The sequence below is a fragment of the Pseudomonas sputi genome (assembly GCF_021603585.1).
Classification (GTDB): domain Bacteria; phylum Pseudomonadota; class Gammaproteobacteria; order Pseudomonadales; family Pseudomonadaceae; genus Aquipseudomonas; species Aquipseudomonas sputi.
In genome coordinates this window covers 22452-36655 of record NZ_BQHI01000002.1, presented here as the reverse complement: position 1 = coordinate 36655, position 14204 = coordinate 22452, and the positions used below count along the sequence as shown (strand labels likewise).

11 protein-coding genes and 1 pseudogene are annotated in these 14204 nt (G+C 61.3%); 11 read left to right on the top strand and 1 reads right to left on the bottom strand.

All coding sequences use genetic code 11. The features are described from left to right. The first annotated feature begins 56 nt into the window (after nt 1-56). The 5 genes and pseudogenes from L6D81_RS02685 to L6D81_RS02670 all read left to right on the top strand — a co-directional run bounded on the left by L6D81_RS02685 (nt 57) and on the right by L6D81_RS02670 (nt 4970). Nucleotides 57-653, top strand: a complete 597-nt coding sequence (locus L6D81_RS02685; protein WP_236177804.1) for a biliverdin-producing heme oxygenase — start codon at nt 57-59, stop codon at nt 651-653. A 110-nt stretch (nt 654-763) separates the two neighbouring features. Further along, complete coding sequence (locus L6D81_RS02680) at nt 764-1159, top strand: YbaN family protein (protein WP_236177803.1); 396 nt, start codon at nt 764-766, stop codon at nt 1157-1159. 179 nt (nt 1160-1338) lie between these two features. Continuing rightward, a pseudogene (locus L6D81_RS29615) lies at nt 1339-2619 on the top strand (methyl-accepting chemotaxis protein); the annotation flags it as partial. A 102-nt stretch (nt 2620-2721) separates the two neighbouring features. Further along, nucleotides 2722-3477 (top strand): methyl-accepting chemotaxis protein, encoded by a 756-nt coding sequence (locus tag L6D81_RS29610; RefSeq protein ID WP_373874284.1) that lies wholly within the window; start codon nt 2722-2724, stop codon nt 3475-3477. 146 nt (nt 3478-3623) lie between these two features. After that, nucleotides 3624-4970, top strand: coding sequence for a CoA transferase (locus L6D81_RS02670; protein ID WP_236177801.1), 1347 nt, complete (start codon nt 3624-3626; stop codon nt 4968-4970). Between the two features lie 162 nt (nt 4971-5132). On the opposite strand, the gene arcD (L6D81_RS02665) is transcribed toward L6D81_RS02670, so the two are convergent. Then, complete coding sequence (arcD, locus tag L6D81_RS02665) at nt 5133-6560, bottom strand: arginine-ornithine antiporter (RefSeq protein ID WP_236177800.1); 1428 nt, start codon at nt 6558-6560, stop codon at nt 5133-5135. A gap of 448 nt (nt 6561-7008) precedes the next feature. On the opposite strand from arcD (L6D81_RS02665), the gene arcD (L6D81_RS02660) reads away from it, so the two are divergent. The 6 genes from arcD (L6D81_RS02660) (at nt 7009) to L6D81_RS02635 (ending at nt 13958) form a co-directional block, all read left to right on the top strand. Continuing rightward, a complete protein-coding gene (gene arcD / locus L6D81_RS02660) occupies nt 7009-8436 on the top strand; it encodes an arginine-ornithine antiporter (protein ID WP_236177799.1) in 1428 nt (475 codons plus the stop codon). Nucleotides 8437-8470: 34 nt separating this feature from the next. Further along, nucleotides 8471-9727 carry an arginine deiminase gene (arcA, locus tag L6D81_RS02655; RefSeq protein WP_236177798.1) on the top strand — a complete coding sequence of 419 codons (1257 nt, stop codon included), beginning with the start codon at nt 8471-8473 and terminating at the stop codon, nt 9725-9727. Between the two features lie 69 nt (nt 9728-9796). Then, nucleotides 9797-10807, top strand: a complete 1011-nt coding sequence (locus L6D81_RS02650) for an ornithine carbamoyltransferase (protein ID WP_236177797.1) — start codon at nt 9797-9799, stop codon at nt 10805-10807. 74 nt (nt 10808-10881) lie between these two features. Continuing rightward, nucleotides 10882-11811: a carbamate kinase gene (gene arcC / locus L6D81_RS02645; protein WP_236177796.1), complete on the top strand. Its 930-nt coding sequence runs from the start codon at nt 10882-10884 to the stop codon at nt 11809-11811. Nucleotides 11812-11873: 62 nt separating this feature from the next. After that, nucleotides 11874-12236, top strand: coding sequence for a DUF5064 family protein (locus L6D81_RS02640; protein WP_039766036.1), 363 nt, complete (start codon nt 11874-11876; stop codon nt 12234-12236). A 213-nt stretch (nt 12237-12449) separates the two neighbouring features. Then, nucleotides 12450-13958 carry a sigma-54-dependent transcriptional regulator gene (locus L6D81_RS02635; RefSeq protein WP_236177795.1) on the top strand — a complete coding sequence of 503 codons (1509 nt, stop codon included), beginning with the start codon at nt 12450-12452 and terminating at the stop codon, nt 13956-13958. The last annotated feature ends 246 nt before the right edge of the window (nt 13959-14204 follow it).

Below are 14204 nucleotides of genomic sequence, written 5' to 3'. Positions count from 1 at the left end.
CCGGCGCTTGCCCGTTCGTCTCGTTATCAAGCGCCTCTTCTTTTCAAGGACATCTCATGAGCACCCCGGAAAAAGCCCTGCGTTCGCAACGCCTGAACCAGATCACCCACGAGCCGCACAGCAAGCTCGATGCGCTGGTCAAGGCCCACGCGCCGTTCGAGACCCGCGCCAATTTCGCCCGCTTCGTGGTCGCGCAGTACCTGTTCCAGTCAGAGCTGGTGTCGCTGTACAACGATGCCGAACTGACCGCCATCGTTCCTGACCTGCCGGCCCGCTGCCGCGCCGAAGCCGCCAAGGCCGACCTCGCCGACCTCGACACCGAAGTCCCTGCACCGGTGGCCGGCGCGGTGAAGAACCCGAGCAAGGCTCGCGCCCTGGGCTGGATCTTCGTGTCGGAGGGCTCCAAGCTCGGTGCCGCGTTTCTGATCAAACGCGCCGTCGCGCTGGACCTGAGCGAAACCTTCGGCGCCAGACACTTGGGCGAGCCTGAGGGCGGTCGCGCTGAAGGTTGGAAGCGCTTCGTGCGCACCCTCGATTCGCTGCAATTCAGTGCCGAAGAGGAAGCCGAAGTGGAGCAAGGCGCGATCGATGCGTTCAATCGCTTCACCGTGCTGCTGGAACAGGCTTACGCCACAGAAACCGAACCGGCCTGATCCTGGCCACACCGCAAAACCCTGTGCGAGCTGGCTTGCCAGCTCCCACAAGGAATTGCGTAAGTCTGTAAGATTCTCCCCCCCTGTCACCCAAGCCTCTCGCCGAGCCCATGCCCCAACCCGCCGCCTCCCGACTCGCCCGCCTGCTGTTCGGCCTGCTTGCCTATGTCAGCCTCGGCATCGGCCTGATCGCCATCGTCGTGCCCGGCCTGCCGACCACCGAGTTCATCCTGCTCGCGGCCTGGGCCGCGACCCGCAGTTCGCCGCGCCTGAGTGCCTGGCTGGACAACCATCGACTGTTCGGGCCGATCCTGAGCAACTGGCGCAACGGCAAGATCATCGCCCGCAAGGCCAAGGTCAGCGCCACGGTCAGCATGGTGCTGTGCGCCACGTTGATGCTGGTGATGCTCGATCACGGCTGGCCGATCTATCTGGCGATCGCAGGCATGACCCTGGGCAACCTGTGGATCTGGTCGCGACCGGAAGCATTGCCGAAGATTTCCTGATTTTTCCATTGTTTTCAGGGCATTTAACCGCGCAAACGTTTAGCCATGACCGTTCGTCGGCATGCATCTCATGCACCCTCGCCTCGCGCCGATGAACATTGAATGGCGCTGAATGGATTTGGCGAACCGGGCACCTCCCAGCCCGTAGCCAACAGCTCATCCATTCGCGAGAACGTCCCATGTTCGACTCTCTGTCCATCCGCCTGAAAATCGTCCTGCTCTCCGGCCTGTGCCTGCTCGGTGTGGTCGCACTGATCGTTGGCATCAACATTTACCAGACCAACCAGAACGACGAACTGGTCAGTGCTTCCAGTAGCAAGATGCTCACCGCCAGCGTGCAGAACCTGTTGCAGGCCAAGGCTGCCGAGCAAGCGGTGCGGGTGCAGAAAACCTTCGGCGAAAGCCTGTTGGTGATCACCGCGCTGGCCGACCAGATCAAGGACATGCGAGCGATGGCCGCCAAGCGTTCGCTGGACGCCGGTGCCCTGCGTGAAGAGCTGAACCAGAGCCTGAAAACCGCCTTCGAGCGCAACAGCAAGGTGCTTGGCATCTGGCTGGCATTCGAACCCAACGGGCTGGACGGCAAGGACAGCGAATTCGCCAACGATGCCGCGCGCCAGTCCAACGAGGCGGGACGTTTCGCCAGTTACTGGAGCCGTGCTGCCGGTTCGTCGCTGAACACGATCATGGTCGAAGACGACATGAACAAGACCACCCTCAGCGTCAGCGGCACGCCTTACAACAGCTGGTACACCTGCCCTCGCGACAACAAGCGCACCTGCCTGCTCGACCCGTATGCCGACACCGTGGGCGGCAAAGAAATGCTCATGACGACCATTTCCGTGCCGCTGCTGGTGGATGGCAAGGCCATCGGCGTGGTCGGTGTCGACATCGCCCTCGACGCCCTGCAAGCGGCAGCCGTGGACTCCCAGCGTGACCTGTTCAACAGCGCCGGACACATGCTGATCGTGTCCGGCAGCGGCGTGCTCGGTGCCTACAGCGCGGATGCCGGCAAGGTCGGCAAGAGCATCGGCGACACCCTCGGCGCCGAGGGCAAGGACATCCTGCAACTGCTCAGCGCCGGCAGCCCGAAAATTCTTGAGCAGGGCGACGTGATCCGCGCCGTGTATCCGGTCAACCCGATTGCCGATTCCAAGGCCTGGGGCGTGGTCATCGACCTGCCGAAACAAGTGCTGCTGGCCGACTCGGTCAAGCTGCAGGCGGTGCTCGATGACGCGCAGCAAACCGGCACGATTACCGCGTTGGCGGTGGCCGTGATCGCCGGTCTGATCGGTCTGCTGCTGATCTGGCTGACCGCCTCCGGCGTGACCCGTCCGATCAACAGTGTCGCCGAGATGCTGAAGAACATCGCCAGCGGCGAAGGCGACCTGACCCAGCGCCTGAACTACACGAAAAAGGATGAGCTGGGCGAACTGGTGAACTGGTTCAACCGCTTCCTCGACAAGCTGCAACCGACCATCGCCCAGATCAAACAGAGCATCACCGAGGCCCGCGGCACCGCCGATCAATCGTCGGAAATCGCCCGCCAGACCAGTGAAGGCATGCAGGTGCAGTTCCGCGAGATCGATCAGGTGGCCACCGCCTCCAACGAAATGAGCGCCACCGCCCACGATGTGGCCAACAGTGCCTCGAACGCTGCCAACGCCGCAAAAGGCGCCGGCCAGTCGGCCAAGGACGGCATGTCGATCATCGAGCGCAGCACCCGCGACATCAATCAATTGGCCGATGAAGTCAGCAAAGCGGTGACCGAAGTCGAAGAGCTGGCGGTCAACAGCGAGCAGATCGGTTCGGTGCTGGAAGTGATCCGCAGCATCGCCGAACAGACCAACCTGCTGGCGCTGAATGCCGCGATCGAAGCGGCCCGTGCCGGTGAAAGCGGTCGTGGTTTTGCAGTGGTGGCCGACGAAGTCCGTAACCTGGCCAAGCGCACCCAGGATTCGGTGGAAGAAATCCGCGTGGTCATCGAACGTATCCAGACCGGCACCCGTGGCGTGGTCGCCACTATGCACTCAAGCCAGACCCAGGCCCACAACAACGCCGGGCAGATCCGCCAGGCCGTGGATGCCCTGGGCAAGATCAGCGATGCGGTCACCGTGATCAGCGACATGAACCTGCAAATCGCCAGCGCCGCCGAACAGCAGAGCGCCGTGGCCGAAGAGGTCAACCGCAACGTCTCGGCCATCCGCACCGTCACCGAAACCCTGACCGAACAGGCTACAGAATCGGCGGCGATCAGCAGCCAGCTCAACGCCCTGGCCAGTCAGCAGATGAAATTGATGGATCAGTTCCGCGTCTGATCTCCCCTCGACCGCTGATCGTTCCCACGCTCGGCGTGGGAATGCAGCCCAGGACGTTCCGCGTCCCGCTCCTGAACTGGAGCGCAGAGCATGGGAACGATCTCGTCATCTGTTCTATGATCAGGCCCTCTTCCGGAGGGCCTTCGATGACTGATCTGCTCACGTCCATTCAAGCCGCACTCGGCTTGTCCCCCATGCCGATTCCGTTCACTGGCGAGGGTGCCCTGCCCTCGGCGTTTGCCGTCACCGACCTGGCCTGCGCAAGCATTGCCGCTGCCGGGCAAGCCGTCGCCGAACTCCTTCAGCAGCAAACCGGCCACTTGCCCGGTATTGAAGTCGACCGCCGCCTCGCCTCGTTCTGGTTCGCCACGTCGCTACGGCCGACCGGCTGGGAAGTCCCGCCGCTATGGGATCCGGTAGCCGGTGACTACGCGACCAGGGACGGCTGGATTCGTCTGCACACCAACGCCCCGCATCACCGCGCTGCCGCTCAAAGCGTGCTCGGCGCCTGTACCGACCGCACAGCCATGGCGGCGAAAGTCGCGCAATGGGCCAGTGCCGATCTGGAGCAAGCGGTGGTCGAGGCCAAGGGTTGCGCTGCCCAAATGCGCAGCTGGGCGCAGTGGCAGAAACATCCGCAAGGGTTGGCGGTGAATGCCGAACCCTTGGTGCATTTCAGTAACGGGAAAGAACAAGCCCCTCGCCCCTGGCAAGGCTCGGTGGCGCGACCGTTGGCCGGGCTCAAGGTGCTCGATCTGACCCGCGTACTGGCCGGCCCGACCGCCAGCCGCTTACTCGCGGGACTGGGCGCCAATGTGCTGCGCATCGACCCACCGACCTGGAACGAACCCGGCGTGGTGCCGGAAGTGACCCTCGGCAAACGTTGTGCACGGCTGGATCTGCATGCTCCGGCAGATCGCGCAGTGTTCGAAAGCCTGCTCAAGGATGCGGACATCCTGTTGCACGGCTATCGCGCCGACGCCCTTGAACATCTCGGCTTCGGTATCGAACGTCGCCGGCAATGGGCGCCGGGGCTGATCGACGTCTGCCTCAACGCTTACGGCTGGAGCGGCCCGTGGCAGAACCGCCGAGGCTTCGACAGCCTGGTGCAGATGAGCAGCGGAATCGCCGAGGCCGGACAGCGCTGGAAGCAGGCGGACAAACCGACACCGCTGCCGGTGCAGGCACTGGATCATGCGACGGGGTATCTGATGGCGGCGAGCGTGATTCGGTTGCTGGCTGAACGGTTACGCCGTGGTCAAGGTGGATCGGCACGGTTGTCGCTGGCGCGGACGGCGAAGTTGTTGATCGAGCATGAGCAAGGGACGGATGAAGCGTTGCGTCCGGAGGATGCAAAGGATCAGAGCTTGCAGGTGGAGCAGACGCCGTGGGGGGCGGCGCATCGATTGCTTGCACCGCTTCGTATTGCTGGAACGCCATTGCAGTGGGCATTGCCAGCAACAGAATTGGGCTCACATCGGGCGCAATGGTGAGTTCTCCAGCGCTTTGGCGTGCATGCTCGCGAATAGGCCAGAACGAACAAAACCAGAATCAGGATTCATCCGAGCGACTCAAGGACATCCACCACACCCGCGCCGTAAGAAACCCGAGCATCGCCGGCCAGTCGTAAGCCCCCTGATAGTCGAGCCGCAATCTCACAGAGACAACACGCCGCTGTACAACCCGTAGGCCGCGAGCCCGGCCCCGGCGATCACACAGGTGAAAATCCCCTTCTCGAGCGTGGTGAACAGCGGCTCGCCCTGCTCATGCTTGGCCTTGGCGAACAGGATCACCCCCGGCGCATACAGCAGCGCCGAGAGCAGCAGGTATTTCATCCCGCCGGCATACAACAGCCACACCGCGTAACACAGCGCGATGCCGCCGATCAGCAGATCCTTGGTGCGTTCGGCGGAGGCATGTTCATAGGTTTCACCCCGACCGCTGAGCAACACGGCGTAGGCCGCCGACCAGAGGTACGGCACCAGAATCATCGACGAGGCGAGGTAAATCAGGCTGGTGTAAGTACCGGCGGAAAACAGCGTGATCAACAGAAAAATCTGGATCATCACGTTGGTCAGCCACAACGCGTTGACCGGCACATGGTTGGCGTTTTCCTTTTTCAGGAACGCCGGCATCGTATTGTCCTTGGCGGTGGCGAACAGGATCTCCGCGCACAGCAGCGCCCACGACAGCAACGCACCGAGCAACGAAATGGCCAGGCCCACGCTGATCAGCAGCGCGCCCCATGGCCCGACAATGTGTTCCAGCACGGCGGCCAACGACGGGTTCTGCAAGGTCGCCAGTTCCGGCTGACTCATGATCCCCAGCGACAGCACATTGACCAGCACCAGCAGCGCCAGCACGCCGATGAAACCGATCACCGTGGCCCGGCCCACATCGGTGCGCTTCTCCGCCCGGGCCGAGTAGACACTGGCGCCTTCGATACCGATGAACACGAACACCGTGACCAGCATCATGTTGCGCACCTGATCCATCACGCCGCCGAAGTTCGGGTTGCTGCGGCCCCAGATGTCGCGGGTAAAAATCTCGGCCTTGAACGCCACGGCGGCAATGACCACGAACATGATCAACGGAATGATCTTGGCCACGGTGGTCAACTGATTGATCAGCGCCGCCTCCTTGATCCCGCGCATCACCAGAAAGTGCACAGCCCACAGCAACACCGAGGCGCAACCGATGGCGATCGGCGTGTTGCCCTGGCCGAACACCGGAAAGAAGTAGCCGAGGGTGCTGAACAGCAACACGAAATACCCGACGTTGCCCAGCCAGGCACTGATCCAGTAACCCCAGGCGGAAGAAAACCCCATGTAGTCGCCGAACCCGGCCTTGGCGTAGGCATACACGCCGGAGTCCAGTTCCGGTTTGCGATTGGCCAGGGTCTGGAACACGAAAGCCAGGGTGAGCATGCCGATCGCCGTGATCCCCCAACCGATCAGGATGGCCCCGGCATCGGCCCGGGCCGCCATGTTCTGTGGCAAAGAGAAAATCCCTCCGCCGATCATCGATCCGACCACCAGGGCGATCAGTGCGCCAAGGCGCAGCTTTTGCGTCGGTTGCGACATTCCAGCGTCTCCTGGTTCCAGAGCGGCGATGGCCGCAAAACCGTTATGCAACCGGTTTTTAACTAAATGGATAAAGCGTAATGACGTTCATTGAATAACGCCAATCACCACCCGTTATATATAGCCATCGGCACTAACGCATAGCGCGTTCGGATAATTTTGTGCGCAAATCCTGATAAATCAATTCTGTACTGAAAACAGCGGTGAAAAATTTGCCAAACCCTGAAAAAGAACTAGCGTCATAACTCGAAAGTAATAGGAGCAATTCCTATTCATATCGAAAAAAAGCCTCTAGTACGGGCTTTACAGACAATAGCTTTATGCCTTTATCCGGTTCATAAGTCATTCATTAACAATGGAATGTGACCATGCACTGATCTAAGTCAGCTGTTTGAATAGCCAACAGAACTACGCTGTGAACTCTTCTCTCCTGCAATGGAGTCATGCAATGTCTGAAGCTCCCGGAAAACTGCGACTAGGTGCACTGGTTGCATTGGTAGTCGGCTCAATGATCGGTGGCGGGATATTCTCTTTGCCACAAAACATGGCCGCCAGTGCCGACGTCGGCGCGGTACTGATCGGCTGGGCCATCACCGCTGTCGGCATGCTCACCCTCGCTTTCGTCTTTCAAACCCTGGCCAATCGCAAGCCTGACCTGGACGGCGGTGTCTACGCCTACGCCAAGGCCGGTTTCGGCGACTACATGGGTTTCTCTTCGGCCTGGGGCTACTGGATCAGTGCCTGGCTGGGCAACGTCGGTTACTTCGTTCTGCTGTTCAGCACCCTCGGTTACTTTTTCCCGATTTTTGGTGAAGGCAACACCGTTGCTGCCGTGATCGGTGCCTCTGTCCTGTTGTGGGGCGTGCACTTCCTGGTGCTGCGCGGGATCAAGGAAGCGGCGTTCATCAACCTCGTGACCACCGTCGCCAAGGTCGTGCCGCTGCTGCTGTTCGTCCTGATAGCGATCTTCGCCTTCAAACTGGACATTTTCACCGCCGACATCTGGGGCATGAAAAACCCGGATCTGGGCAGCGTGATGAACCAGGTGCGCAACATGATGCTGGTCACCGTGTGGGTGTTCATCGGCATCGAAGGCGCGAGCATCTTCTCGGCCCGGGCGGAAAAACGTTCGGACGTCGGCAAGGCCACCGTGATCGGTTTCATCACCGTGCTGCTGTTCCTGGTGCTGGTGAACGTGTTGTCGCTGGGCATCATGACCCAGCCGGAACTGGCCAAGCTGCAGAACCCGTCGATGGCCGCTGTGCTGGAGCATGTGGTCGGTCACTGGGGCGCGGTGCTGATCAGCGTCGGTCTGATCATCTCGCTGCTGGGGGCGTTGCTGTCGTGGGTGCTGTTGTGTGCGGAGATCATGTTCGCCGCCGCCAAGGACCACACCATGCCGGAGTTCCTGCGCAAGGAAAACGCCAACCACGTGCCGGTCAACGCCCTGTGGCTGACCAACGCGATGGTGCAGCTGTTCCTGATCATCACCCTGTTTTCGGCCAGCACTTACCTGTCGCTGATCTACCTCGCCACGTCGATGATTCTGGTGCCGTACCTGTGGTCGGCGGCCTACGCCCTGCTGCTGGCGGTGCGCGGCGAAAGCTACGAAGGCTTCGCGGCCGAACGGCGCAAGGACCTGATGATCGGTGGTATCGCGCTGATTTATGCGGTGTGGCTGCTCTATGCCGGCGGCGTGAAGTACCTGCTGCTCTCGGCCCTGCTCTATGCCCCCGGCGCGATCCTGTTCGCCAAGGCCAAGCTCGAACTCAAACAACCGGTTTTCACCAACGTCGAGAAGCTGATTTTCGCCGCAGTGGTCGTGGGCGCCCTGGTGGCTGCCTACGGACTGTACGACGGCTTCCTGACTCTGTAATTGCCCAACGTTTTCTCTCTGGAGGATCACTGAAATGACCACGGAAAAAGTCAAATACGGCGTCCACTCCGAAGCCGGCAAATTGCGCAAAGTCATGGTTTGCTCCCCAGGCCTGGCCCATCAGCGGCTGACCCCGAACAACTGCGATGAACTGCTGTTCGACGATGTGCTGTGGGTCGCTCAGGCCAAACGCGACCACTTCGACTTCGTGACCAAGATGCGTGAGCGCGGGATCGACGTGCTGGAAATGCACAACCTGCTGACCGACATCGTCGCCCTCCCTGAAGCGCTGGACTGGATACTCGAGCGCAAGGTCACCGCCGATTCGGTGGGCCTGGGCCTGATCAACGAAGTCAAATCCTGGCTGAAAAGCCTGGAGCCGCGACACATCGCCGAATTCCTGATTGGCGGCGTCTCTGCCGATGACCTGCCGGACAGCTTCGGTGGCAAGACCATCCAGATGTTCCGCGACTTCCTCGGCCACTCCAGTTTCATTCTGCCGCCGCTGCCGAACACCCAGTTCACCCGCGACACCACTTGCTGGATCTACGGTGGCGTGACGCTGAACCCGATGTACTGGCCGGCGCGCCGTCAGGAAACCCTGCTGACCACCGCCATCTACAAATTCCATCCGCAGTTCACTAACGCCGATTTCGAGATCTGGTACGGCGACCCGGACAAGGATCACGGCAGCTCGACCCTCGAAGGCGGCGACGTGATGCCGATCGGCAACGGCGTGGTGCTGATCGGTATGGGCGAGCGTTCGTCGCGTCAGGCCATCGGCCAACTGGCGCTGAACCTGTTCAAGAACAAGGCCGTGGAAAAAGTCATCGTCGCCGGCCTGCCGAAGTCTCGCGCGGCGATGCACCTCGATACCGTGTTCAGCTTCTGCGACCGCGACCTCGTCACGATCTTCCCGGAAGTGGTGAATCAGATAGTCGCCTTCACCCTGCGCCCTGACGAAAGCAAACAGGGCGGCATCGACATCCGTCGCGAAGAAGGCACGTTCCTCGACGTCGTGGCCAAAGCCCTCAACCTGCCGAAACTGCGCGTCGTCGAAACCGGCGGCAACAGCTTCGCCGCCGAACGCGAGCAATGGGATGACGGTAACAACGTGGTGGCCGTGGAGCCGGGCGTGGTCATCGGCTACGACCGCAACACTTACACCAACACCCTGCTGCGCAAGGCCGGGGTCGAGGTCATCACCATCAGCGCCGGCGAACTCGGTCGCGGCCGTGGCGGCGGCCACTGCATGACCTGCCCGATCATCCGCGACCCAATCGACTACTAAACGACCATCTCCCCGGCCGCACCTATCCCGTAGCGGCCGGGCCGATTACCGAATCCAAGGAGAATCATCATGGCGTTCAACATTCACAACCGTAACCTGCTCAGCCTGGAACACCACACCCCACGTGAGCTGCGTTACCTGCTCGACCTGTCCCGCGACCTCAAGCGCGCCAAATACACCGGCACCGAGCAGCAACACCTCAAGGGCAACAACATCGCCCTGATCTTCGAAAAAACCTCGACCCGCACCCGCTGCGCGTTTGAAGTCGCCGCGTATGACCAGGGCGCCAACGTCACCTACATCGACCCGAACTCTTCGCAGATCGGTCACAAGGAAAGCATGAAGGACACCGCCCGCGTGCTGGGTCGCATGTACGACGCCATCGAGTACCGTGGCTTCAAACAGGAAATCGTCGAAGAGCTGGCCAAGTTCGCCGGCGTGCCAGTGTTCAACGGTCTGACCGATGAATATCACCCGACGCAAATGATCGCGGACGTGCTGACCATGCGTGAGCACGCCGACAAGCCGATCCATGAAATCAGCTACGCCTACCTGGGCGACGCGCGCAACAACATGGGCAACTCGCTGCTGCTGATCGGCGCAAAACTGGGCATGGACGTGCGCATCTGCGCGCCGAAAGCCCTGTGGCCGCACGATGATCTGGTCGATCGCTGCAAGCAATACGCAGAAGAAAGCGGCGCCCGCATCACCCTGACCGAAGACCCGAAAGCCGCCGTCAAAGGCGTGGACTTCATCCACACCGACGTCTGGGTATCGATGGGCGAGCCGGTGGAAGCCTGGGCCGAGCGTATCCAGCAACTGCTGCCGTATCAGGTCAACGCCGAGCTGATGAAAGCCACCGGCAACCCGCGCACCAAGTTCATGCACTGTCTGCCGGCGTTCCACAACAGCGATACCAAGGTCGGCAAACAGATTGCCGAACAGTATCCACACCTGAAAAACGGCATCGAAGTCACCGACGACGTGTTCGAGTCGCCGGCCTGCATCGCCTTCGAGCAAGCGGAAAACCGCATGCACACCATCAAGGCGATTCTGGTGTCGACTTTGGCTGATCTGTAACCCGACTTTGGCACTGATCGTTCCCACGCTCCGCGTGGGAACGATCAGCGATCAACACGAAAAGGACATGCACCATGCGTATCGTCGTAGCTCTGGGCGGTAACGCCCTGCTCCGCCGTGGCGAGCCGATGACCGCTGACAACCAGCGCGCCAACATCCGCATCGCCACCGAGCAAATCGCCAAGATCCATCCCGGCAACCAACTGGTCATCGCCCACGGCAATGGCCCGCAAGTCGGCCTGCTGTCGTTGCAGGCAGCGGCCTACACCTCCGTCACCCCTTACCCGCTGGATGTGCTCGGTGCCGAAACCGAAGGCATGATCGGCTACATCATCGAACAGGAACTGGGCAACCTGCTGGACTTCGAAGTCCCGTTCGCCACCCTGCTCACCCAGGTCGAAGTCGATGCCAACGACCCGGCTTTCAAGAACCCGACCAAACCGATCGGCCCGGTATACGAGAAAGCCGAGGCAGAAAAACTCGCCGCCGAAAAAGGCTGGGCCATCGCTCCGGACGGCGACAAGTTCCGCCGCGTGGTGGCCAGCCCACGGCCGAAACGCATCTTCGAAATCCGCCCGATCAAGTGGCTGCTGGACAAGGGCAGCATCGTGATCTGCGCCGGTGGCGGCGGGATTCCGACCATGTATGACGAGAACCGCAACCTCAAGGGCATCGAAGCGGTGATCGACAAGGATCTGTGCTCGGCGCTGCTGGCCGAACAGCTGGAAAGTGATTTGCTGGTGATCGCCACCGACGTCAACGCCGCTTACATCGACTTCAAAAAGCCGACTCAGAAAGCCATCGCCCAGGCCCACCCGGACGAACTCGAACGCCTGGGCTTCGCCGCCGGCTCCATGGGGCCGAAGGTGCAGGCAGCCTGTGAATTTGCGCGCCATACTGGCAAGGTCGCGGTGATCGGCTCGCTCTCGGACATCGAAGCCATCGTCCAGGGCACCGCCGGTACGCGGGTCAGCACGGCAGCGCCGGGCATCACCTACCGATAAAAAGAAACTCCGGGGGCAGGCCTCAGGTCTGCCCTTCTCCCATGCCTTGAAAGGAGAAACCCATGGCCCAGTTCGAACCCGGTCATTTGCATATCGAGCGGCACGCGTTGACTGACGATGACGTCAATTACAACGTGCACCTCGACTATGAAGTGTTCACCGATCCGCAGAAAGGCAAAGGGATACAGTTCACCCTGCACGGCAGCATGCAGGGCAAAGAGGTCAACGAACCGTTCTTTCTGCCCAAGGAGGAAGCCTATAACTTCGCTCGCAACGTCACGCAGATTGCCGAAAAGTACGGCATCCCCAAGAGCCACAGCCAGATCGGCTCGGTGCACAAGCATTACGACCTGATGTTTGAAGACATCCGCAAGCAGCTGAATATGCAATCCGGGGATCCGGTCAATCCCGAGCATTTCGAGTAACCCCTTTCTACTGATCGTTCCCACGTCGAGGCGTCGAACCGTCCGCGTGGGAATGCCGCCTTGGACGCTCCGCGTCTACTGTGACGCGGAACGTCACGGGATGCATTCCCACGCAGGCGCGCGGGAACGATCAGCGCAGGACGCGGATTTCACCATTTCCCCGCCCCAAGGCATACTTGCCCCTCTCCGCACTCCAGAACCCAGAACCGCCCCATGCGTATCCACGTCAGCTTCATCGACCGCGTCGGCATCACCCAGGAAGTCCTGGCTATCCTCGGCGGGCGCAATCTCAATCTGGATGCGGTGGAGATGATCCCGCCCAACGTCTACATCGACGCCCCGACCCTCAGCCCGCAAGTGCTCGAGGAACTGAAAGATGCGCTGTTTCGCGTGCGTGGCGTAGAAGCAGTGACCGTGGTTGACATTCTCCCCGGCCAGCGCCGGCACTTGCAGCTCGACGCGTTGCTCGCGGCGATGACCGACCCGGTGCTGGCGCTGGACAGCGCCGGCAAGGTGCTGCTGGCCAACCCGGCGCTGATCGCCTTGTACGGGCGCGAGCCGGCCGGTGAAAGCGTCTCGGGACTGTTCAACGATCCGGGTCTGTTGGAGACGTTGCTGGAACAAGGCTTCCGCCTGCCGCTGCGGGAAATCACCGTCAACGGTCAGACCCTGTTGCTCGACGCCACGCCGATCACCGACGCCGGCGCCCTGCTCACGCTGTACCAGCCCAACCGCATCGGCGAACAACTCTCGGCGCTGCACCACGATCACGCTGAAGGCTTCGATGCGCTGCTCGGTGAATCGCCGCCAATCCGCACCCTCAAGGCCCGCGCCCAACGCGTCGCAGCCCTTGATGCACCGCTGCTGATCCAGGGCGAAACCGGCACCGGCAAGGAACTGGTGGCCCGCGCCTGTCACGCCATCAGCGCCCGGCACAACGCGCCCTTCCTCGCACTGAACTGCGCGGCCCTGCCGGAGAACCTCGCCGAAAGCGAACTGTTCGGCTACGCCCCCGGCGCCTTCACCGGCGCGCAACGCGGCGGCAAACCGGGGCTGATGGAGCTGGCCAACCAGGGCACGGTGTTCCTCGACGAAATCGGCGAGATGTCGCCGTACTTGCAGGCCAAGCTGCTGCGCTTTCTCAACGACGGCAGCTTCCGTCGGGTTGGCGGCGACCGTGAGGTGAAGGTCAACGTGCGGATTCTCAGCGCCACCCACCGCGACCTGGAAAAAATGGTCAGCGAAGGCCTGTTCCGCGAAGACCTGTTCTACCGCCTCAACGTGCTCAACGTCGAAGTGCCGCCGCTGCGCGAACGCGGTCAGGACATCCTGTTGCTGGCGCGCTATTTCATGCAGCAGGCCTGCGCGCAGATCCAGCGCCCGGTCTGCCGCCTCGCTCCGGGCACTTACCCGGCGCTGCTCGGCAACCGTTGGCCGGGCAACGTGCGGCAATTGCAGAACGTGATCTTCCGCGCCGCCGCGATCTGCGAAAGCAGCCTGGTGGACATCGGCGACCTCGACATCGCCGGCACCTCGGTGGCGCGCCAGACCGACACCGACGTCGACAGCCTGGAGGAAGCCGTGGATGCCTTCGAAAAATCGCTGCTGGAAAAGCTCTACGTCAGCTACCCCTCGACTCGCCAACTGGCCAGCCGCCTGCAGACCTCGCACACCGCAATCGCGCATCGACTGCGCAAGTACGGCATTCCCAACAAGCCCTGAGGCAAGCCCGCTCCCATAGGGTATGTGGCGGATTCGAAATCCGTTCAAAAGCGACCTCCATCTGTACTGAAAGCGCTACAGCGGAACGATATCGATACAGCCTCCTCGAATCACCGTTGTGCAAGGCTTTGATCCGGTTCAGCTTTTTTCTTCGCCCCAAGCTGTAGCGATTTCGCTACACACCCTGCTTTCAAAACCCAGCAAATAAATATCAAACCATTGATTTATAACGCTATTTCTACATTG

What these genes read in the sequence shown, in the direction of transcription:
- L6D81_RS02685 (WP_236177804.1), top strand. Translation starts at nt 57, where the DNA reads ATGAGCACCCCGGAAAAAGCCCTGCGTTCGCAACGCCTGAACCAGATC.
- L6D81_RS02680 (WP_236177803.1), top strand. Translation starts at nt 764, where the DNA reads ATGCCCCAACCCGCCGCCTCCCGACTCGCCCGCCTGCTGTTCGGCCTG.
- L6D81_RS29610 (WP_373874284.1), top strand. Translation starts at nt 2,722, where the DNA reads ATGCAGGTGCAGTTCCGCGAGATCGATCAGGTGGCCACCGCCTCCAAC.
- L6D81_RS02670 (WP_236177801.1), top strand. Translation starts at nt 3,624, where the DNA reads ATGACTGATCTGCTCACGTCCATTCAAGCCGCACTCGGCTTGTCCCCC.
- arcD (WP_236177800.1), bottom strand. Translation starts at nt 6,560, where the DNA reads ATGTCGCAACCGACGCAAAAGCTGCGCCTTGGCGCACTGATCGCCCTG.
- arcD (WP_236177799.1), top strand. Translation starts at nt 7,009, where the DNA reads ATGTCTGAAGCTCCCGGAAAACTGCGACTAGGTGCACTGGTTGCATTG.
- arcA (WP_236177798.1), top strand. Translation starts at nt 8,471, where the DNA reads ATGACCACGGAAAAAGTCAAATACGGCGTCCACTCCGAAGCCGGCAAA.
- L6D81_RS02650 (WP_236177797.1), top strand. Translation starts at nt 9,797, where the DNA reads ATGGCGTTCAACATTCACAACCGTAACCTGCTCAGCCTGGAACACCAC.
- arcC (WP_236177796.1), top strand. Translation starts at nt 10,882, where the DNA reads ATGCGTATCGTCGTAGCTCTGGGCGGTAACGCCCTGCTCCGCCGTGGC.
- L6D81_RS02640 (WP_039766036.1), top strand. Translation starts at nt 11,874, where the DNA reads ATGGCCCAGTTCGAACCCGGTCATTTGCATATCGAGCGGCACGCGTTG.
- L6D81_RS02635 (WP_236177795.1), top strand. Translation starts at nt 12,450, where the DNA reads ATGCGTATCCACGTCAGCTTCATCGACCGCGTCGGCATCACCCAGGAA.